Here is a 20,891-nt window from a genome sequence, read left to right on the forward strand (position 1 = left end):
ACATGAACCCTAAAGATCTGCCAAGGCCATAAATTATAAACATTTTTCCTTTTGAAAATCAATTACTTTTTTACCAGGACTAAAACATCCAGAATCAGCTAGGAGCTGTGACATAGGTACTTTACACGTAGTATATTAAATGAGCTCCAGTGCTGGTTAAAAACCGAACCCTGGAGCTCTATACTTATGAAACGTGATGAGGCTAGAGATGTTACTTCCCAGCTTCTATCTTCCTACCTGCAATTATTTTACTTCAACAATCCAGTTTTTTTCTTCATCACTTGAATTTAATCCAGCTGGATCATCAACAATGTTTTCGTTAACTTTAACAATTTTACCATCAATTGGGCTATCAACATCTGTTACTGCTTTCTCTGCCTCAACTGCAATAAACTTATCATTTTGTTTAAGTGTAGTTCCGACAGCTGGTACATCGATAAAACTTACAGAACCTAGTTCATCACGACCAGCATCATTTAACCCAACCCGTTTAGTACCATCAGATTGTTCTTTCACCCAGAAATAACTCTTTGCCATCTATATAACCTCGCTATCTAAATTCACGGTTACTACTAAACATATACGAATGGTGGTGATACCGCATCGACATTACCATTCCAATTCCAATTAAATTACCAATTAGTGAAGACCCACCAGCACTTATAAATGGCAGTGGAATACCCGTTAATGGCAATAATCCTATATTCATTCCAATATTTTCAAAGACATGGAATAGAATCATCATGATAACACCAGTCGAAATATATGCGTAAAATTCATTTTTTGTATCAAAAGTTACTCGAATCATTAAGTAAATCAGTAATAAATAAATAAGGATCAATAAAACTCCACCAATAAAGCCAAAATTTTCCCCAATAACTGAGAAAATCATATCAGACTCCCGAACTGGAACATATACCTTTGAATTATTAAAACCGGTTCCTGTAATGCCTCCAGATCCCACTGCTTTAATACTCTGCCAAAGCTGGTATCCCTGGTTCGTTGTATCCTGTTCTGGATGGAGCCAAGTATCAACCCGATCAAACTGATAAGCCTGAAAACCTACATGTTCAAGAATTTGCCGTCCAATAGAACTGGTTACCATTGCTAAAGCAGAGCCACCAATGACAACTAATGCGATTGCTACAGGTGCAATGATTCGCCACGTAACCCCTGACACAAGGATCATTCCACAGAAGATTGCAAAGAAAACCATCCCTGTCCCAAAGTCGTTTTGGAATTTTAATGAGATTAAAATTGGAAGCAACCATAAAAACATTGTTCCAATTAATTTCCAATCAGAATCAATCGTATGAACACTATAACGATTATTATGAGTTGTAATAACCCGCCCCATCATCAGAATATAGGCTGGTTTCATTATTTCTGACGGTTGAAAAGTGAAGGGTCCAATTGCAAACCAACTTTTTGCCCCTGTACTTGCATAGTATGCCCGGCTATAAAATACCAGAATTGCAAACATCAGGAACACACTTAACCAGTATACAATTGGCGCCAATTTCCATAACTGTTCTGCATCAAACTGCATAATTACAACAATTAAGATTGTCCCCACAGCATACCAAACTAATTGCGTGATAACCTGTCGTGCGACACTAGTCTGTTGCCGATCATGCACTGCTGCTACATAAATTGAAGCTAGCCCAATTAAGGCTAACAAGAGAACACAAAATATTATTCCCCAGTCAATCCGACTCTCTACATCATTTTGTGACCGTTGCATTACCAAACTCCTTTACAAACTATTAATTAAAGAGGATGGTTCACCAAACTAATGCTGGTGAAGATGATATTGTTGAAGAACCATTTCTAATCCTTCTTCTTGTGAGCGAACATAAAACTCGCCCTGGTCGCCCATCAGCATCGCCTTGAAACGTTCATTATCAGTTACGACTTCACCAATTAACCGCTCACCAATGAAAATTTGCTGAACAGGCTGGTTACGACGTTCAATATCTTTAACGCTGACTTCTATTTTTTTATCTTTCTTTGACACTTTTTCACCCTTAATAACTATTATTGCTACTGACGACGAAAAGTAAAATGTTTTGGTACAGGATCAAAGCCACCATGTGCGAATGGCTGGCAACGAAGAATCCGCCACAAACCTAACAAAATCCCTTTTAGGCCAAACCGTTGTAAAGCCTCCAGCATATACTGTGAGCAGGTCGGCATAAAACGACAAACACGATAAGGTCGTCGTGCAGAAATTCCTTGCTGATACCAGCGGATAAACTTACATAATATCCTTACCATCGACAATTACTTCTTCCGCTCAGTTTTTTGCATTCGTTCTAACATTTCACCTGCGCCCTTGGCAACATTATCTAACGGATCTTGTGAAACAACAACCGGTACCTTTAAGCGTGCACTAAACAATTGGTCAATTCCCTTTAGCAATGAGGTACCACCGGTTAACATTATTCCGCGGTCAATAATATCACTAGCCAGCTCAGGAGGAATCGTCTCCAAAACACTAATTGCGGCTGAAACGATTTGTTCAAGCGTATCATGTAACGCCTCTTCAATTTCGTTTTCATTTACTGTAATTTGCTTTGGCATTCCGCTTGCAACATCACGACCACGAACATCCATCGTTGCTGGGTCGTCAACACGCAAAGCTGTCCCTAATTCCATTTTAATTTTTTCTGCAGTGTGTTCACCGATTACTAGGCCATGCTTATTCTTAATATAAGAAGCAATATCACTGTTCATCTTGTCACCAGCCATACGGATTGATTGGCTAGAAACAATATCACCTAGTGAGAGAATTGCAATATCACTGGTACCGCCTCCCATATCAATCACCATGTTTCCACGTGGCTTGAATATATCAAGGCCAGCACCAATTGCGGCTACTTTCGGCTCATATTCGAGGTAGACCTTTCCACCGCCTGATTGCTCAGCAGCCTGAATAATTGCCTTACGCTCAATTTCAGTAATGTTGGTTGGGGCGCAAATCATAATATTAGGCTTTGACATAAACCCTTTGACGCTTAACTTACCAATAAAGTAGGAAAGCATCTCTTGAGTAACATCAAAATCAGAAATAACACCATCTTTTAATGGACGAATAGCGCGAATGTTGCTTGGTGTCCGTCCCACCATCCGGTAAGCCTCTGATCCAACAGCCAATACTTTATTGGTTTTGGTGTCAACCGCAACAACAGACGGTTCATTTAGAACGATGCCCTTGCCCTGAACATAAATCAAAACATTGGCAGTTCCTAAATCAATTCCAATATCCTTTGCCATTAATTTCTTCTCCTTCTAGCTAGTTAAGTGTTACCACTAAACTCGTTAATATCGTTCGTAATTATACCACAAAATAGGGGTAAGACAGAAATCACTAGTGGTCCCCATCCCCTTAATCTTGATTTGTTTTATTTTTTGATGGTTTTACGGATAGCTTAATTTTATCATCGACATCAACGCGATCAATTTTAGCGCCTAATTGCTGTAACTTTTGATGAAGGTGATAATAACCACGATCAATGTATTTCAAATTACGTACCTGGGTAATTCCATCAGCCGCAAGTCCAGCCAAAACTAAGGCTGCTCCTGCTCGAAGGTCCGAAGCTGCCACTTCTGCCCCGCTAAAATGCGTTGGACCATTCAAAACTGCAACTGGACCATTAATTTGAAATTCTGCATTCATTCGCCTTAATTCTTCAAGGTGCATAAAGCGTTTTTCAAAGATGGTCTCATCAAGGGTACTTGTCCCATTTGCTAAAAGCTGTAAAACAGAGATCTGTGGTTGTAGGTCAGTTGGAAAACCAGGATATGGCAACGTCTTAATATTCGTTGGTAATAAAACCGAGGTACCTAATACCCGAATCCCATCTCGTTGTACTACAACTGTGACACCCATTTCTTCAAGTTTAGCAATTAATGAAGAATTGTGTTTAGCAATTGCATCTTCAACAACAACATCACCATTAGTAATAGCTGCAGCAATCATAAATGTTCCTGCTTCAATTCGATCCGGCATTACATGGTGTTCACACCCATGCAAAAAATTAACACCTTGAATACGAATAACTTCCGTCCCGGCGCCATGAACACGTGCTCCCATTTTATTAAGCATATTTGCAAGATCAACAATCTCTGGTTCACTGGCTGCATTTTCAATTGTTGTTATTCCCTGGGCAAGAGTTGCTGCCATCATAATATTTTGCGTCGCACCAACACTTGGAAAATCAAGATAAATATGGTCACCAATTAAATGTTCAGCATGAGCTTCTAAATAACCATCATGCTGCTCAATAATAGCACCTAATTGCCGAAGCCCCTTTAAATGTAAGTCAATTGGTCGCGATCCAATTGCACATCCCCCGGGCAACGCTATTTGAGCATGCCCGGTTCGCGCAAGCAATGGCCCCAAAACGACCATTGAGGCTCGCATTCGACTTACGTACTCTAAGGGTGCTTCAGACGACACCGGGTTAGAAGCATCAAGTGTTAATAAGTGATTTTCTTCATCAAAGTTTATTTTTAGGTTTAAGAACCGTAATAGTTGGTTCATTGTTGTTACATCCGATAAGATTGGGACATTGGACAATTGGATAGTTCCGCTTGAAGCAAGAATCGCAGCCGCTTGGATTGGCAGAACTGCATTCTTTGCCCCTTCAACTTTTACCCGACCAGCTAATCGTTGTCCGCCCTTGACAATAATTTTCTCCATAAGTTCCTCCAGTGATAACTATCGAATTAAATAGGTCAAGTTGCCAATTGCGCTTAGAATATTGAGGAAAAATGTCGCACACAAATATCCTAGCCCAGTGGCCATTAAAACAATAAGTAAAGGTAACGTTCGCGGTGGTCGGTTAAAAAAATGTTCAAAATGAATACCCTGAATAGCAATAAATGCTAACCAAACAAAGGCAAGTTGGACAATAATCTCTATCAGTGCCCGTAAACCAGTAATTTGCAATCGATCACCTTCTTTTAAACTAAATTTAATCATATCATATCACATCACCAAATTACCGCTTTATGAAAAAGCTTAATGTTATATTAAATAAGATAGCAATTTGAGTAAAAAAAAAGGATTCATGACATTAGTCATAATTCCTTTAATATTGTTAAAATTCAAACTGCCTAAATATTGCGTTGCTTAGAAGCCTTCAAACGATTGATTGCACGCTTAAGGTGAACCTCAGCACGTGACAAGTCATTTTGATTATGCTTCTTCTTTGCTTCTGCAATAGCAGATTCAGAACGTTCCTTAGCTTTTTGAGCACGCTCAACGTCAATTGTTTCAGGCATTTCAGCACTATCAGCTGCGATTGTAGCGTTATGACCATCAAATTGAATGATTCCACCGTTAACAGCAGCGACTTCATCAGTGCCTTCAGAATGTTTAATTCGGACTGTACTGATCTCTAGCGCAGCAATTAATGGTACGTGGTTAGCCATGATACCCATTTGTCCACCAGCAGTGTTCATCACAAGCATCGTAACCTTATCATTATCATAGACGGTGCCATCTGGAGTAATAATAGTGACCTTAAAAGTATTTTCAGCCATAATTATCCCTCCTAGTCTTCTGAGCTATCTTCGTCAGTATCAGCTTTCATTTTCTTTGCCTTTTCAACAACGTCTTCAATTGGTCCAACTAATCGGAATGCTTCTTCTGGAAGATCATCGTACTTACCATCAAGAATTTCCTTAAAGCCCTTGATTGTTTCTTTTAATGGAACATACTTACCAGGCAAACCGGTAAATTGAGAAGCAACACTAAAGCTTTGTGAAAGGAAGTTTTGAATCCGCCGTGCACGTGCAACGATTGTTTTTTCTTCATCTGATAATTCATCCATACCTAAGATAGAGATGATATCTTGAAGTTCATGGTACCGTTGTAAAACGTGCTGAACTTGGGTAGCTACTTCATAATGTTCCTTACCAACAATTTCAGGAGTAAGGGCTGTTGAAGTTGAAGCTAACGGATCAACGGCTGGGTAAATACCAATCTGGGTCAAACGACGTTCCAAGTTGGTAGTTGCATCCAAGTGAGCGAATGTAGTTGCTGGAGCTGGGTCAGTATAGTCATCGGCAGGAACATAAACGGCTTGGATAGACGTAATTGAACCCTTCTTAGTAGAAGTAATTCGTTCTTGCAACTGACCCATTTCAGTAGCTAAGGTTGGTTGATAACCAACGGCAGAAGGAATCCGTCCTAAAAGGGCAGAAACTTCTGAACCGGCTTGGGTAAACCGGAAGATATTATCAATAAATAGCAGAACATCTTGACCTTTTACATCCCGGAAGTATTCCGCAATAGTTAATCCAGTCAAGGCAACCCGCATACGGGCACCAGGTGGTTCATTCATCTGACCATAAACCATGGCCGTCTTTTCAAGAACTCCAGAGGCCTTCATTTCATAGTACATATCGTTACCTTCACGGGTTCGTTCACCAACACCCGTGAAAACTGAAATACCATTGTGACCTTGTGCAATATTATGAATCAATTCCTGAATCAAAACAGTTTTACCAACACCGGCACCACCAAATAGACCAATCTTACCACCACGAACATATGGAGCTAACAGGTCAATAACCTTGATCCCTGTTTCCAAAATTTCGGTAGCATTGTTTAGGTCATCATACTTTGGTGCATCACGGTGGATAGGCATCCGCTTTGCATCAGGGCCAAATTTCGGTCCGTTGTCAACAGGTTCACCTAAGACGTTAAATACTCGTCCCAGAGTATCATCACCAACCGGTACACTAATTGATGCACCAGTGTTTTCAACTTCCATTCCCCGTTGAAGACCATCAGTACCGTCCATGGCAATTGTCCGAACGACTCCATCACCTAATTCGAGGGCAACTTCTGTCGTTAAAGTCTTGCCATCACTTTCCTTAATCTTCAGAGCATCGTTAATTTCAGGAAGTTTTTCGTCTAAGGGGAATTCAACATCAACAACTGGTCCGATAACTTGTAGAACTTTACCAGAACTCATGTTGTTTCCTCCTACGTTAGAAATATTATTCTTGAGCTGTCATTCCACCAGTAATTTCTGTAATTTCAGTGGTAATTGCAGCTTGCCGTGCTCGGTTATATTGCAATTCGAGAGTGGAGATAATATCATCGGCATTATCTGTCGCTGAACGCATTGCATTAGCACTTGAAGAGTGTTCTGACGTCTTAGCATCGAGAATCGCTCCATAAATCAAACTTTCTGCGTATTGAGCTACTAACGCAGAAATGATTTCCGTATCTGACGGTTCAAACTCATACTCAGCCGAAACATGAGCCGTACTTACTTCAGAATTATTTAATTCTTGGTTACCCTGAGTACTGATCTCATCTTCATCGAGTAATGACTTTTCTGTGATTGGAAGTACATCATGAACAATGACTTTAGATGTGATTCGATTAACGTAGTGGCTATAAACCATGTACATCTCATCAAAAACCTGATCACTGTACATCTGAACAGCAGTTTTTACAATGCTGTGCACTTCACGATAAGTAGGAACATCACTAACGCCTGAATATTCATAAACAACATTCATACCACGTTTCTTAAAAAATTCAGTTCCGGTCTTACCAATCGTCAAAAATACGGTGTTGTCCTTATCAAGATTGTGCTTAGCCATCATATCTAGTGTCTGCTTGATGATATTACTATTGTAACTACCAACCAGACCCCGGTCAGACGTAATCACAAGCACCCCAGTCTTTTTAACTGCGCGCTTTTTAAACAGTGCAGCGTAAACATCATCTTGCGAAGCTGCAGATGTTGCGCTGTGAGATTTAACCAGATCAGACAACATTTGCTTAACCTTCTCAGCATATACTTCGTAGGTCTGAGTGTGGTGTTGAATTTGATTCAGTTTTGCGGTTGAAACCATTTGCATTGCCGAAGTAATCTGACGGGTACTTTTTGTGGAATCAATCTTATGTTTAACTGCAGCGAGTGAAGCTGGCACTAAATCTCACCGTCCTTTCGACTAATCATTATAACTATTTTTCTTCGGCGACTTGCTTGTTGTCCTTGCTACCCTGAAATGATTCAGAGAACTTAGCAACAGCGTTTTGCAAATCATCGCCTTCTGGTAACTTACCAGTCTTCTTAATGGTGTCGTAGAGGTCTTGGTGGTTAGCATGCATGTAAGCAGCCAATTCACTTTCATAGCGTTGAACATCTTCAATTTCGACTTTATCGATGAAACCACGAGAAAGAGCAAATAACGTTACAACTTGTTCTTCTACTGGCAGTGGATCATGTAAGCCTTGCTTCAAGACTTCCATTGTCCGCTGTCCACGAGCTAATTTAGCCTGTGTAGCTGCATCTAAATCAGATCCGAATTGAGCAAATGATGCCAATTCGTTGTATGAAGCTATATCCAAACGTAACGTACCGGCAACCTTCTTCATTGCCTTAACCTGTGCATCACCACCAACACGGGAAACAGATGTACCAGCATCAATGGCTGGACGTTGACCTGCGTAAAATTCATCAGAATCTAAGAAGATCTGTCCATCAGTAATAGAAATAACATTAGTCGGAATATATGCAGAAACGTCCCCTGCTTGAGTCTGAATGATTGGCAGAGCAGTCATTGAGCCTCCACCAAGGTCATCAGATAACCGAGCAGCACGTTCCAACAACCGTGAGTGAGTATAGAAAATATCACCAGGGTAAGCTTCACGACCAGGAGGCCGACGAAGAATTAATGAAAGTTCACGGTAAGCATCAGCTTGTTTTGAAAGATCATCATAAACAATCAATACATCCTTACCATTGAACATGAATTCTTCACCCATCGCTGCCCCTGCATATGGTGCAATATATAACATTGGTGCAGGGTTCGAAGCACTAGCAGAAACAACAATTGTGTAATCTAATGCTCCATATTTCCGAAGGGTTTCAACACTAGCCCGAACGGTTGATTCCTTTTGACCAATAGCAACGTAAATACAAATTACATCTTGGTTCTTTTGGTTAATAATGGTGTCCAAAGCAATGGCAGTCTTACCAGTCTTACGGTCACCAATAATCAATTCACGCTGTCCACGACCAATTGGAACTAAGGCATCGATAACCTTAATACCAGTTTGAAGTGGCACACTAACACTCTTACGCTCCATAACACCTGGAGCTTTACGTTCAATTGGGCGAGTCTTATCTGTCTTAATCTCACCAAGGCCATCAATTGGACGACCTAAGGAGTCAACAACCCGTCCTAATAATGCATCACCAACGGGTACTTCCATGATTCGACCCGTCCGTTTAACGGTGTCGCCTTCCCGAATGCCTGTGTAATCTCCTAAAATAACAATACCAACATCATTACTTTCGAGGTTTTGAGCCATTCCGTAGACCCCGTTACTAAATTCGAGCAACTCACCTGCCATGGCGTTATCCAAACCATCGGCACGAGCAACCCCATCACCAACATAGGTAACAGTACCCGTTTCTTCGACAGATACTTTATCTTGGTAGTTGGCGAGTTGTTTTTTGATGAGTGAACTGATTTCCTCAGTTTTAATGCTCATAAAGGTCTCACCTCTTTGAAAAAGATCTATTTATCTAACTAGTAAACGACGAATTTGCTTAATCTTTGAGCTGAGGCTGCCATCCAGTGTCTTATTTTCAACATGGACAATAACCCCACCTAAAATTTCTGGATCAACATGTTCAGTTAATGTAATCTCATTAGCGCCAAAACGCTTTGCAAGATTGGTCTTTAGTTGATCCGCCTGTTGTTTATCGAGTTGGATCGCTGTGGTAACGTCAGCATGCATCCGCTTCATTTTACGGTCATACCGCCGTTCAAACTCATCAATAATTGCGACCATACAGTCAATGCGGCCGTAATCAAAAACCATTTGGATTAAGTTAGCAACATACTTTGAAGCACCTTGCTTTAAATCCTTAATCAATGATTTCTTTTCATCAAGTGACAGTTGAACTCCCGCAAGTGCGGCGTCCAATCCCTCGTTGTCCTCAAAGACTTGGCGTAAAGCAATCAGTTCTTGATAAGTTTGATCGAGTTCGTTATCAGCATCGACCAATTCGAACAGTGCCTTTGCATAGCGCTCAGCGACTGTCTTCTTATCAAGACTCATGTTCTACCAACCCTTCAATGTAGGAATCGATCAATTCTTTTTGATCGTCTGCCTTTAATTCTTTTTGGATGAGTTTGGAAGCAATCTCAATAGATAAGTTTGCAACGTCATCCTTAGCACTATTTAATGCATCGCGCCGTGCCTGTTCAGCATCTTGTTGTGCTTGTTGCTTGAGAGCTTGTGCATCTTGTTGTGCTGTTTCGACAATTTGTGCTCGTTGAGTCTCACCTGACTTTTTAGCATTACTTACAATCTCAGCAGCTTCTTGTCGGGAATTTTGTAACTCAGCTTGACGTTTAGCAGCCATTTTTTCGGCACTTTCACGTGAACGAGCAGCATTATCAATGTCATTAGCAATCTTGTCCGCACGTTTTTTCATCATATCCGTTACGGGCTTCCAAGCGAAGTGCTTAACCAACAACATCAAGATAATGAAAGTAACGATGTAGAATACTAAGTCACCAATGTATAAACTGTTTGATTCAGCTAACACACTGTTTACAAACATCTATTGACACCTCCTTATCTTAAAAAATTAAAAACTCAATTAAAATAATTACTTGTTCATAACAAGGAAGCCAATAACGATGGCAATAATAGGCATGGCTTCAATCAAACCAACACCAATAAACATCGTTGCTTGTAATCTACTTTGTAATTCTGGTTGACGTGCGATACTGTCAACAGTGTGTCCGATTAAGATACCGTCACCGATACCACCACCGATAGCGGCACCCATAGCCGCGAGTCCTGCAGCAATTGCTCCTAATGCCATTTTAAAATTCCTCCTTAGGGATTATTATTCGGAAATCTTCCGAGAAATATAAACCGTCGTTAATGTTACAAAGACATATGCCTGAATTGAACCAATAAATACGGAGAATCCTTGCCATGCAAGTTCCAAAATCAATCCTGGAATAATGGTTAAGGCTCCATGAGAGAATGCCATGTTGGCGATTAAACTCATCAAAAGTTCACCGGCAAAAATGTTACCAAAGATACGGAGACCTAGAGTCAAGAAGTTAGCAAAATCTTCGATGATATTGACAGGGAGCATCAAAGTAAATGGTTTAGTGTACCCTTTAAGATATCCACCAAGGCCATTATGAGCAACCCCTGCAGCATGTGCTAATACCATTACCATCAAGGAAAGCGTTAACGTAACAACTGGATCTGCCGTTGGACTTCTAAGTACTTCAGCCCCATTCCAATGGAATTGGAAAATTAAACCGAATTGGTTTGCAAAGAAGATGAAGACAAATAAGACAAAGGCAAAAAAGCTATAATGTCCTTGTTCAGATGCCGGCATCTGACTTCGTACAATTCCGTTAGTAAAGTCCACTAACCACTCAAATACGTTTTGTGCGCCAGTAGGCTTCATTTGGATCTTTCGTGACATCCCGTAAAGAGTGAAGAACACGATTGCGTAGATAATCAGTCCAGAAACAATATTCGTTGTATTGAAAGTGAGTCCGAAAAGCTTAAAAGTTAAAGCATCACCGCCCATTCATATTCCACCTCTTTCCTTATAACAATAATTTGGCTTGTAAATTGGACGAACGTTGCAAATAAAACGAACTACCCCAAGTTACGAATGTTAATATATCATTAATTTAGTTAAAATTCAAAAAAATCTTGGTAATAACGACCCTTCCTAATCGACTGATAACATCACTAAGAAAGCGCTTTTTAGTTTTTTATAAACTTTTTATTTCAATCTGTGTTTTTGTGAACCTTTAATACCGTTTTGCCTTTTATAGCAACAAATACACGACCTAAGCTCGCTACTATCTACAATTTACATCTCACTCTTTGCTTTTGCTGGCAGTATTAGATTCATTATAATTCCTAAGATTGCCGCCACTGCTAATCCCGAAAACTGATACTTTCCCAATTGTAGATAAGCATTACCAATTCCGATAACCAAAATAACTGATGAAATCATTAAATTTCTTTTTTCATTAAAGTCAATTTTATTTTCAATCATCACACGTAATCCGCTCGATGCAATCACCCCAAATAATAGAAATGAAATTCCGCCAATTACCGGTGAAGGAATTGATTCAATTAGCGCGCTTAACTTACCAATAAAACTAAAGCAGATTGCAAAAACAGCTGCACCTGCAATAACATAAACTGAATGAACTCGTGTAATTGCCATCACACCAATATTTTCACCATAACTCGTAACCGGCGGACCACCGACAAAACCAGCAATGATTGATGCTGTTCCATCCCCAGCCAGGGTGTGGTTTAAGCCAGGATCTTTAAAGTAATTACGCTCTGTAAGTTCGTTTAAGACCATAATATGACCAAGATGTTCGGTCATTGTAACAAAGGCAATCGGCGCCATACTTAAAATCGCACCCCAGTATAATTGCGGATGATAATTAATAAATGGTAATTGGAATGCAGGCAAACTAAACCAGTGAGCCTTCATAACCGGTGTAAAATTAACGACTCCAAATAAGACGGCAATAATATATCCTGCTACAATCCCCATTAAAATCGGAATCAAGCCTAAGAAACCCTTAAAGTACATATTAAACGCTACCGTTACGACCATTGTTAACATTGCAACAGCAAAAAAACGTAAATCATAATTGCCAGTTGCCGAATTAATTGTAGCGTCCTTTGCCGCAGTTCCTGCTAATGAAAGACCAATTACCACGACAATTGGTCCGACAACAATCGGTGGTAAAACTCGATCAATCCACCGGGAACCAATTCTTGATACAACCATTGCCACAATTAAATATACACACCCAACCGCAATCGTTCCCTGGGCAATCCCCGGGTATCCGGTTGTCTTCATTAACGCCATCATGGGAACAACAAACGAAAAACTTGATCCCATATAAGCTGGAATTTTATGCTTTGTAATAAGCAAGTACATCAACGTACCAACTCCGGAACTAAATAGCGCTATCCCGGGATTTAGACCTACTAAAATGGGAACTAAAACCGTTGAACCAAACATAGAAAACATATGTTGTAATGATAGGCCCAACCAGTGTCCTGGGGTAGGGCGCTCATCAACATCTAATACAACATTATCACGGTGTGCCATAAGACCCTCCTTAAGAAAAAACGACCTTGAAGTCCCCCACTTCAAAGTCGTCTCATCCTATAGTCCTATTTTAAAAAACTATTTTGAATTTATCCGTACCTTTGAAGCCTCACGGGACTTCGTTTAAAGGTCTATTTATAAGTTATTCGTATACTACTTTGTTTTTGCCGAATTGTCAACAATAGATTTTCGCCGTTTTGCCATTACCCATGATGTCATTGGGACAGTAATTAGAACCCCGATAAACGAAATTAAAATTTCAATTATTTCTGCTACAAAAATTTTATTATTCATAATTGTTCCAAATGAATAGTGAAGGCCCAAAAACCAGATGAATAATGCCAAGAATCCGCCAAAAAAGCCAAAGAATAATGTATTAAAGGTCGTTCCGATTATTTGCCGACCAATTGCCATTCCACTATGAATTAATTGACGATCAGTTCTTTCTGGGTGATTCGTCAGAATTTCAGTTAACCCGGATGCAATTGCCATTGCCGCTTCCGCAATTGCTCCCAGTGTACTTAAAATCGTCGTTGTTACTGAAACTTTTAAATAGCTGATTCCAATGAGGATTGACATCCCTTCTAATTCATCACTATCTTCTGTGCCGAATCCTTGAACCATTGCCCAGTGTTCGACAATAAAAATTAAAATAAGTATCAAGCCAAGCACTATTAGTGATGAATAAAACGCAGTAACGGTTGTCCGTAAATCATCCTCCCCCATAAAAATTGTTATGGCTAAAATCGTCGTCCCAATGGTCACTGTTACAAAGAGAGGGGGAACATGAAACGCTACTAACACAACCGCAAAGTAAAGGAAGCCGAAATTAAGTAATAAACTCATAAAAGCGGTCCACCCCTGTTTGCCACCAACTAAAACCATTAATATAAGGAGTACTATCCCTAAACCGGTAATCGTTGTCATTTTTGCGTCCCCTTTCCTAGTAATAATGCCCCAAAGAGACTAACAAGCGGTACTGATAAAACAATCCCAATTCCACTAATCAGACTCTGAATTGTTCCTAGGCTCATGTTCATTGCATAAGTATAGCCCCATGAATTTCCATTTTTTATGTAGAGTAGGCTGCCGGTAAATGTATCAACCATAAAAATTAAGAAAAGGACATTTACAAGCGGCCCCATGATTGATTTTCCAACATTACGTCCTGAAATAAATAACTGTTTCCGTGTTACCTGTGGATTTAATTGTTTCAACTCAAAAAGAGTAGCAATAATATCGCTTGATTCATCCATTACTGCTCCTAGTGAACCCAGTAACGTTTCTGCTAAAAAGAGTGGTCGCGGAACTTGGGTAACATATTCCATTGATTCATAGAAAACCCCTCGTTCATGAGTCCAATTAAATACCAAGATACTTACTCCTAAAGCCACAAACGTTCCGATAATTGTCGCCGCAAATGTCGCAAGCATTCGTTTACTAAACCCAAGAACCAACAATAAGCTAATAAAAGTAAATATAACTGCTAGAATACTAAAAAGTAACATTATATGCTGGCCACTTTGCTTTAGGTCAATTTCAATAGCAACTAAAAATAAAACTACATTAATCACTACACTAATAAGCGCGAGCAATCCTGCATGTCCCATTAACAGCAGTAACATTAAGATAACAAGCCACAGCAAAAAAACAATAACGGTATCACGTTTATAACCATCAACATTAGCTGAAAGGTGACCGTGTTGTTTACGGAGTTGAGTTAAAAATATATCATCGCCAATACGGTAACGCTGGTCCATTGGCTGCGAGTCACTATAAGTATTTTGAACAGTCAATACTTGTCCCCGCTGCTTTCCATTCATCATCCTAACCCTTAATTGCTGATTATACTGATGATCAACATTATCAAACTGGTCTTTTACTTTGCGCTGTCCAACTGTTTTTTCACTAATTACCCTTGCAATTGGCTGCCGATAAAATCGTTCATTATGACTGGTAAAAATAAGTGCTCCTACCCCAATAACGATTAAGACAAGCAAGAGCCACGTCTTTTCTTTCGTCCAAAACTGCTTAGTCACGTTTTTCACTCCTTAATAACGGCAAACTATTGCAATTTTACTATTAACTCCTGATAAAAAAAGGACTTAGGAACAATCTTTACCTTTCCTAAATCCTTTCTTAATTCTTTAATAGCCATTTTTGGACTAATTCTTTTACTGCTGTCATTGAATCACAAGTTGCAATCGCCTTTTGATAGAGCTGCTCACACTTGCGGCGGTCTAGCTTTCTCATCATTGAACGCGTACGTAAAATCGAGCCAGCACTCATAGAATAAACGTCTAATCCCATTCCAATTAATAAAGGCAACGCATAACGGTCACCAGCCATTTCCCCACACATAGCAACAATTGTATTATGGGCGTGCCCCGCATCAATAATATGTTTAATTAATTTAAGAAAAGTCGGATTTAACGGCTGGTATAGATACGAAACAGCATCATTACCACGGTCAGCAGCAAAACAATACTGAATTAAGTCATTTGTACCAATGCTAAAAAACTCTACCTCGGAAGCTAACCGATCAGCGTTTAGTGCAGCAAGTGGCACTTCAATCATCATCCCTAAACGAATATCCTGCCCAATTTGTGGGTGGTTAACTGCCAACTTGGCTTGTTCCTCATAATAAATCTGCTTTGCTTTCTGTAATTCTTCTAAAGTAGTTATCATTGGAAACATGATACTAATTTTGCCATACTCTGATGCCCGTAATAACGCTCGTAATTGGGTCCTAAACATTTCTGGACGGTCAAGAGCAATTCGAATTGCACGATAACCCAAAAAGGGATTCATTTCTTTAGGTAATGGCATAAAGCTAAGTGGCTTATCACCACCAATATCAAGTGTGCGAACAACTAAACGCTTACCATTTAGTTGTTCAACTGCACGCCGATAAGCGATAAATTGCTCTTCTTCGGTTGGCAAATGATCACTCTTCATGTAAAGAAATTCTGTTCTAAAAAGGCCAACACCATCCGCACCATTCTCAATTACAGCTGGAATATCAACTGATGAGCCAATATTAGCAGCAATTTTATAGCTATGACCATCTGCCGTTACCGATGGCTGATCAATCATCCGTTGCCATTGTTCTCGAATATTCATAAACTTATTGGCAATGTTTTGATATTGCTCAATAGTTGTAAATGAAGGATCAATTATCCCCGTTCCTTCAAAGCCATCAACAACTATTTCTTGCCCGTTTTCTATGCGACTAGTAATGTCATTGCATCCAACAATTGCTGGTATTTGTAATGACCGTGCCATAATCGCGGCATGACTTGTTCTTCCGCCCAGATCTGTAATAATTCCCTTAACAAAACGAGCATCCATTTGTGAGGTATCCGAAGGGCCAATTGAATGTGCAACTACAATTACCGGATGGTCTAACGAACGAAGGTTAGGTAATTCTTTTCCCTCTAACTTAGCCAAGACCTGGTCATGGATATTTTGAAAATCGGTCGCTCGTTCTTGCATATACTCATTACCAGTCATTGCTTGCAACGTCTTAATAGCCTTGGAAATCACTTCCGTAAAAGCTGATTCAGCATTCAAGCGCTGATTGGTAATCCGCGTTTCAACCTGTTTAATCATTTCTGGATCATTTAATATTGCAATATGAGTATCAAAAATTGCCAAGTCATCATCACTAAGCTTGCCAGTTAAGTTCTTTTTAGTTGATTTCAGGTTAGCTATAATATTGTCAAACGCATTATGTAAGCGTCGTTTCTCAACATTTACATCACTGATATGATACTTTTCAAAACTTAAATTTGGTTTCGTTAATAAATAAGCGGGAGCAATTCCAACACCATCACTTGCTGCAATTCCCTTAATCCGGGTTTCCATCCATCAATCCCTCTTTTCCGTTATAGTACTTATTATAAGCGAAAGCATTTTCAACACCAAACGATATTTAAAAATACTATAAGGGACCAATGAGAAATAGTAACTCTCACTGATCCCCTATTTGCTTATTATAGGTCTATTAATTACTTCGTGCCGAAAAGGCGATCTCCAGCATCACCTAAGCCCGGAACGATGTAACCATCTTCATTTAGACGATCATCTAATCCAGCAGTATAAATATCGACATCAGGGTATGCTTCACGAACAGCTTTGACACCTTCTGGGGCAGCAACTAAACAAGCAAACTTCATATTTTGCTCTTGGCAACCACGGTTCTTTAGTGCTTCAATTGCCATCATTGCTGAACCACCAGTAGCCAGCATCGGATCGACAATAAACAATTGCCGTTCAGTAATATCATTTGGTAATTTTACAAAATATTCATGAGGCTTTAATGTCTCTTCATCACGATACATACCGATAAAGCCTATTTTGGCCGCAGGAATGAGGTCAGTCATCCCATCAACCATTCCTAAACCTGCCCGAAGAATTGGAATGATTGCAACTTTTTTCCCAGCAAGTTCTTTTTGAGTCGTCTTAGCAATCGGGGTTTCAATTTCAACATCTTTTAAAGGCATATCACGCGCAACTTCATACGCCATCAAAGTTGAAATTTCCTTAACAGTTTCCCGGAAAAACTTTGTCCCAACATTTTTATCCCGAATCATTGTTAACTTGTGTTGAATCAATGGATGATCAATAACTTCAAATTTACCCATGCTAAAATACACTCCTTTGAATTTCTTCACTATTTTACCAGAAAAATCAAGGCGTGACAAAGGACTTAACCAGTTTTTCGACAATTAATATTTTTACTTTAAGATTGCTTGAGCAAAGTGCATTCCACCCGCCGATTTATTTAACCGATTCATATAAGCACCGCCCAAATCATGAGCTGGAAATGCCTGGGTCACAATTGCTTTAACGTTTGGTTGGTCATCAAATTGCCGCAATCCATCAAAAAGTCGTGCACTTGCATCTTGGACATTTTTTCCTAATGAAAATTGAATTGCATTCATCGGTAATACTTCTCGCTGCAGAATCTTTTCTTCAGCCATCATTCCGACATCAAATGGTTGCTTTTTTATCCAAGCAACAACCTGATCCCAATCAGTTTCCGGATCAACAATGTACACCTGCGCTTTAGGAGCATAATGCTTATACTTCATCCCTGGCGCTTTAGGAATTTCATTTTTACCAACCTTATGATGGTTAAGATCAATTGAGCCAATTACACCTTCAATATCTTTCTTCGTAACTGCCCCTGGTCGCAAAATTACTGGCTGATCTGTTGACATATCTAAGACGGTTGATTCTACCCCCACTCGTGTCGGACCGTTATCAAGGATCCCGGCAATTTTGCCATGTAAGTCATGATAAACGTGTTGAGCGGTTGTTGGGCTAGGCTTACCAGACGTATTAGCAGAAGGTCCAACAATTGGAACTCCCGCCTTTTCTATTAGGTCCAGCGTTGGTTGACAGTCTGGAAAACGAAAGGCCACGGTCTTTAAACCGCCAGTTACGGTTTTGGAAAGGGCATTTTTCTTTATTTTTAAAATAATCGTTAATGATCCAGGCCAAAATTTTGCCATTAGTTTACGGGCATTAGCTGGAATCTCTGCAGCATATTGTTCAACCATTGCTACTGAATTAACATGAACAATTAATGGATTATCACTCGGGCGTCCCTTTGCAAGGTAAACATTTTTTACTGCTTCTTCATTTGTTGCATCAGCACCGAGGCCATAAACAGTTTCAGTTGGAAAGGCAACTAATTCGCCACGTCTTATTGCTGCAGCTGCCTGATCAGTTTCGCCACTTCGAAAAATTCGCGTATCCATTCTTACTATCTTCCTCCTGCGTCTGAAAAATCCCATGCGTGTATCATCCTCATTTTTCCTGCCACATCATGCCGTGGACATATTCGTGCGTGTCTATCAGTTTGATGCAATAAAGTTTGAATTGATTCTTCCTGGTCATAACCAGTTTCACCAAATAATTGACCATTAGTCGTAAGGTGTTGCCCCGCTAGCTTAAATAATCGGTGGTAAAAACCAAGACCATGCTCATCCGCAAATAAAGCTAGCGCAGGCTCGTTTGCTAACACCGCTTTGTCCATCACCCCCGTATCCGCCTTATCAATATATGGTGGATTCGTCACAATTAAGTCAAAGCGTTGGGAAATATTAGCAAACAAATCACTTTCAATCAATGGTAGATCTAAACCAAATGTTGTCATATTTTGCTGGGCAACTTTTAGGGCTGCTGGGGAAATATCACTTAACGTCACATCCCATTTTGGACGTTCTAACGCTAACGTAATCCCAATAACACCACTACCCGTCCCCAAATCGAGTACCTTTAATGGATCAGCTGGCATTGTTGCTAATACCCATTCAATTAATTCAGCCGTCTCAGCTTCAGGGATTAAAACATGCTTGTTCAGTCTAAATGTACGCCCATAAAATGGGGCCTGCCCAACAATATATTGAGCAGGCTCATGATTAAGCAATCGTATAATCGCATCGTGCCACCATTTTACTTCATTATCTGGCATTTGGTCACGGTTATGTAATAACAAGTGAGTAGCATCCCAGCCATGTCGCTGTTGAAGTAAGAACTGCGGCGCAAACAGGTCTATATCAGTACCACTCAGCTGTTCTTTTGCCCACCGTTGAGCCATAAAATAATTTTGTGGCGTAAAATTATTCATTCCGTAACTGCTCCAACTTTTGTGTTTGATCAGCCACAATTAGCGCCTCAATAATCTCATCAAGATCACCAGCCATAATCTTATCCAACTTATTTAAAGTTAAGCCGATTCGGTGATCAGTAACTCGGTTTTGCGGGTAGTTGTAGGTTCGAATTCGTTCTGAACGATCCCCCGTCCCAATTGCATCCTTTCGTTTTTGATCATACGCACTCTGCTCTTGTTGTTGGTAATAATCATATACCCGTGATTTTAAGATTCTCATCGCCTTAGCACGGTTTTGTTGTTGTGATCGCTCATCCTGCATTGCTACCACGATTCCCGTTGGAAGGTGAGTCATTCGTACCGCGGATGATGTCTTGTTAACGTGCTGTCCACCTGCACCACTTGAACGGTATACATCAACACGGATATCTTTAGGATCAATATCAACATCGACATCTTCTGCTTCAGGCATCACCCCTACAGTTGCCGTAGAGGTATGTACCCGGCCAGCCGATTCGGTAACTGGAACCCGTTGAACCCGGTGAGCACCATTTTCAAATTTAAGTTTGGAATAAACTTTGTCACCGGTAATCATAAGAGCAATTTCTTTAAATCCGCCAACTTCAGTCTCATTGCGGTCCACTACTTCAACTTTCCAGCCCTGCTTTTCTGCATAGTGAAGGTACATGTTATAAAGGTCAGCTGCAAAAAGACTTGCTTCATCTCCACCAGCAGCTCCACGGATTTCCATAATAATGTTTTTATCATCATTTGGATCTTTAGGGATTAAGAGAATCTCAAGCTGCTTTTCTAATTGCCCTTGTTTCTCCTTTGCTTCTGCTAATTCTTCTTTTGTTAAGGCGATCAGGTCGTCATCATTAGTCTCTCTTAACAACTCTTCATCATCATTAACTGTCTGAGTAACCTTTTTATATTGATTATATTTTTCTACTGTTTCACGCAAACTTCCTTCTTCTTTTGAAAGCTTCATAAAGCGCTGTGAATCAGCAATAACTTCAGGGTCACTAATCAATTCGTTTAGCTCATCATACCGGTCTGCAACCGCTTGGAGCTTATCGAAAATTTCTTCCATT

Annotated in this window: 23 protein-coding genes; all 23 read right to left on the bottom strand. The window is 39.9% G+C overall.

Annotation, left to right across the window (positions count from 1 at the left end; translation table 11 throughout):
* Positions 1-243: 243 nt before the first annotated feature.
* Entirely contained in the window at positions 244-537 is a 294-nt protein-coding gene (locus H5S39_RS08675; RefSeq protein ID WP_182596711.1) for a glycine cleavage system H family protein, read from the bottom strand.
* Positions 538-550: 13 nt separating this feature from the next.
* The gene (locus tag H5S39_RS08680) at positions 551-1,744 is read right to left on the bottom strand and encodes an FtsW/RodA/SpoVE family cell cycle protein (protein ID WP_182596712.1); all 1,194 of its coding nucleotides are present in this window, start codon (positions 1,742-1,744) and stop codon (positions 551-553) included.
* 48 nt (positions 1,745-1,792) lie between these two features.
* Positions 1,793-2,017 carry a DUF2969 domain-containing protein gene (locus tag H5S39_RS08685; RefSeq protein WP_182596713.1) on the bottom strand — a complete coding sequence of 75 codons (225 nt, stop codon included), beginning with the start codon at positions 2,015-2,017 and terminating at the stop codon, positions 1,793-1,795.
* A 26-nt stretch (positions 2,018-2,043) separates the two neighbouring features.
* Positions 2,044-2,277, bottom strand: a complete 234-nt coding sequence (yidD, locus tag H5S39_RS08690) for a membrane protein insertion efficiency factor YidD (protein WP_182596714.1) — start codon at positions 2,275-2,277, stop codon at positions 2,044-2,046.
* A gap of 6 nt (positions 2,278-2,283) precedes the next feature.
* A complete protein-coding gene (locus tag H5S39_RS08695) occupies positions 2,284-3,276 on the bottom strand; it encodes a rod shape-determining protein (protein WP_182596715.1) in 993 nt (330 codons plus the stop codon).
* Positions 3,277-3,388: 112 nt separating this feature from the next.
* A complete protein-coding gene (gene murA / locus H5S39_RS08700; protein ID WP_182596716.1) occupies positions 3,389-4,705 on the bottom strand; it encodes a UDP-N-acetylglucosamine 1-carboxyvinyltransferase in 1,317 nt (438 codons plus the stop codon).
* 18 nt (positions 4,706-4,723) lie between these two features.
* Positions 4,724-4,987, bottom strand: coding sequence for a DUF1146 domain-containing protein (locus H5S39_RS08705; protein WP_182596717.1), 264 nt, complete (start codon positions 4,985-4,987; stop codon positions 4,724-4,726).
* A 134-nt stretch (positions 4,988-5,121) separates the two neighbouring features.
* On the bottom strand, positions 5,122-5,550 hold the full coding sequence (locus H5S39_RS08710) for a F0F1 ATP synthase subunit epsilon (RefSeq protein ID WP_182596718.1): 429 nt from the start codon (positions 5,548-5,550) through the stop codon (positions 5,122-5,124).
* 11 nt (positions 5,551-5,561) lie between these two features.
* Positions 5,562-6,989 (bottom strand): F0F1 ATP synthase subunit beta, encoded by a 1,428-nt coding sequence (gene atpD / locus H5S39_RS08715; protein WP_182596719.1) that lies wholly within the window; start codon positions 6,987-6,989, stop codon positions 5,562-5,564.
* Positions 6,990-7,014: 25 nt separating this feature from the next.
* Entirely contained in the window at positions 7,015-7,962 is a 948-nt protein-coding gene (locus tag H5S39_RS08720; protein WP_182596720.1) for a F0F1 ATP synthase subunit gamma, read from the bottom strand.
* A gap of 34 nt (positions 7,963-7,996) precedes the next feature.
* On the bottom strand, positions 7,997-9,532 hold the full coding sequence (gene atpA, locus H5S39_RS08725) for a F0F1 ATP synthase subunit alpha (protein WP_182596721.1): 1,536 nt from the start codon (positions 9,530-9,532) through the stop codon (positions 7,997-7,999).
* A 30-nt stretch (positions 9,533-9,562) separates the two neighbouring features.
* On the bottom strand, positions 9,563-10,105 hold the full coding sequence (gene atpH, locus H5S39_RS08730; protein WP_182596722.1) for an ATP synthase F1 subunit delta: 543 nt from the start codon (positions 10,103-10,105) through the stop codon (positions 9,563-9,565).
* A complete protein-coding gene (gene atpF, locus H5S39_RS08735; RefSeq protein WP_182596723.1) occupies positions 10,095-10,613 on the bottom strand; it encodes a F0F1 ATP synthase subunit B in 519 nt (172 codons plus the stop codon). The genes atpH and atpF overlap by 11 nt, the downstream gene beginning before the upstream one ends.
* Before the next feature lie 48 nt (positions 10,614-10,661).
* Positions 10,662-10,880, bottom strand: coding sequence for a F0F1 ATP synthase subunit C (atpE, locus tag H5S39_RS08740; protein WP_003666561.1), 219 nt, complete (start codon positions 10,878-10,880; stop codon positions 10,662-10,664).
* A gap of 24 nt (positions 10,881-10,904) precedes the next feature.
* Positions 10,905-11,612, bottom strand: coding sequence for a F0F1 ATP synthase subunit A (gene atpB / locus H5S39_RS08745; protein WP_182596724.1), 708 nt, complete (start codon positions 11,610-11,612; stop codon positions 10,905-10,907).
* Positions 11,613-11,903: 291 nt separating this feature from the next.
* Positions 11,904-13,175 carry a solute carrier family 23 protein gene (locus tag H5S39_RS08750; RefSeq protein ID WP_182596725.1) on the bottom strand — a complete coding sequence of 424 codons (1,272 nt, stop codon included), beginning with the start codon at positions 13,173-13,175 and terminating at the stop codon, positions 11,904-11,906.
* Positions 13,176-13,328: 153 nt separating this feature from the next.
* Positions 13,329-14,102: a YibE/F family protein gene (locus H5S39_RS08755; RefSeq protein WP_182596726.1), complete on the bottom strand. Its 774-nt coding sequence runs from the start codon at positions 14,100-14,102 to the stop codon at positions 13,329-13,331.
* Positions 14,099-15,214: a YibE/F family protein gene (locus H5S39_RS08760; protein ID WP_182596727.1), complete on the bottom strand. Its 1,116-nt coding sequence runs from the start codon at positions 15,212-15,214 to the stop codon at positions 14,099-14,101. The genes H5S39_RS08755 and H5S39_RS08760 overlap by 4 nt, the downstream gene beginning before the upstream one ends.
* A gap of 100 nt (positions 15,215-15,314) precedes the next feature.
* Positions 15,315-17,042 carry a phosphoenolpyruvate--protein phosphotransferase gene (gene ptsP, locus H5S39_RS08765; RefSeq protein WP_182596728.1) on the bottom strand — a complete coding sequence of 576 codons (1,728 nt, stop codon included), beginning with the start codon at positions 17,040-17,042 and terminating at the stop codon, positions 15,315-15,317.
* A 143-nt stretch (positions 17,043-17,185) separates the two neighbouring features.
* Positions 17,186-17,821, bottom strand: coding sequence for a uracil phosphoribosyltransferase (gene upp, locus H5S39_RS08770; protein ID WP_182596729.1), 636 nt, complete (start codon positions 17,819-17,821; stop codon positions 17,186-17,188).
* 93 nt (positions 17,822-17,914) lie between these two features.
* Complete coding sequence (locus H5S39_RS08775; RefSeq protein WP_182596730.1) at positions 17,915-18,943, bottom strand: L-threonylcarbamoyladenylate synthase; 1,029 nt, start codon at positions 18,941-18,943, stop codon at positions 17,915-17,917.
* 5 nt (positions 18,944-18,948) lie between these two features.
* Positions 18,949-19,815, bottom strand: coding sequence for a peptide chain release factor N(5)-glutamine methyltransferase (prmC, locus tag H5S39_RS08780; protein WP_182596731.1), 867 nt, complete (start codon positions 19,813-19,815; stop codon positions 18,949-18,951).
* Positions 19,808-20,890 carry a peptide chain release factor 1 gene (prfA, locus tag H5S39_RS08785; RefSeq protein WP_182596769.1) on the bottom strand — a complete coding sequence of 361 codons (1,083 nt, stop codon included), beginning with the start codon at positions 20,888-20,890 and terminating at the stop codon, positions 19,808-19,810. The genes prmC and prfA overlap by 8 nt, the downstream gene beginning before the upstream one ends.
* Position 20,891 lies beyond the last annotated feature (1 nt).

The sequence above is a fragment of the Limosilactobacillus rudii genome (genome assembly GCF_014145455.1).
In the GTDB taxonomy this organism is placed as follows: Bacteria; Bacillota; Bacilli; order Lactobacillales; family Lactobacillaceae; genus Limosilactobacillus; species Limosilactobacillus rudii.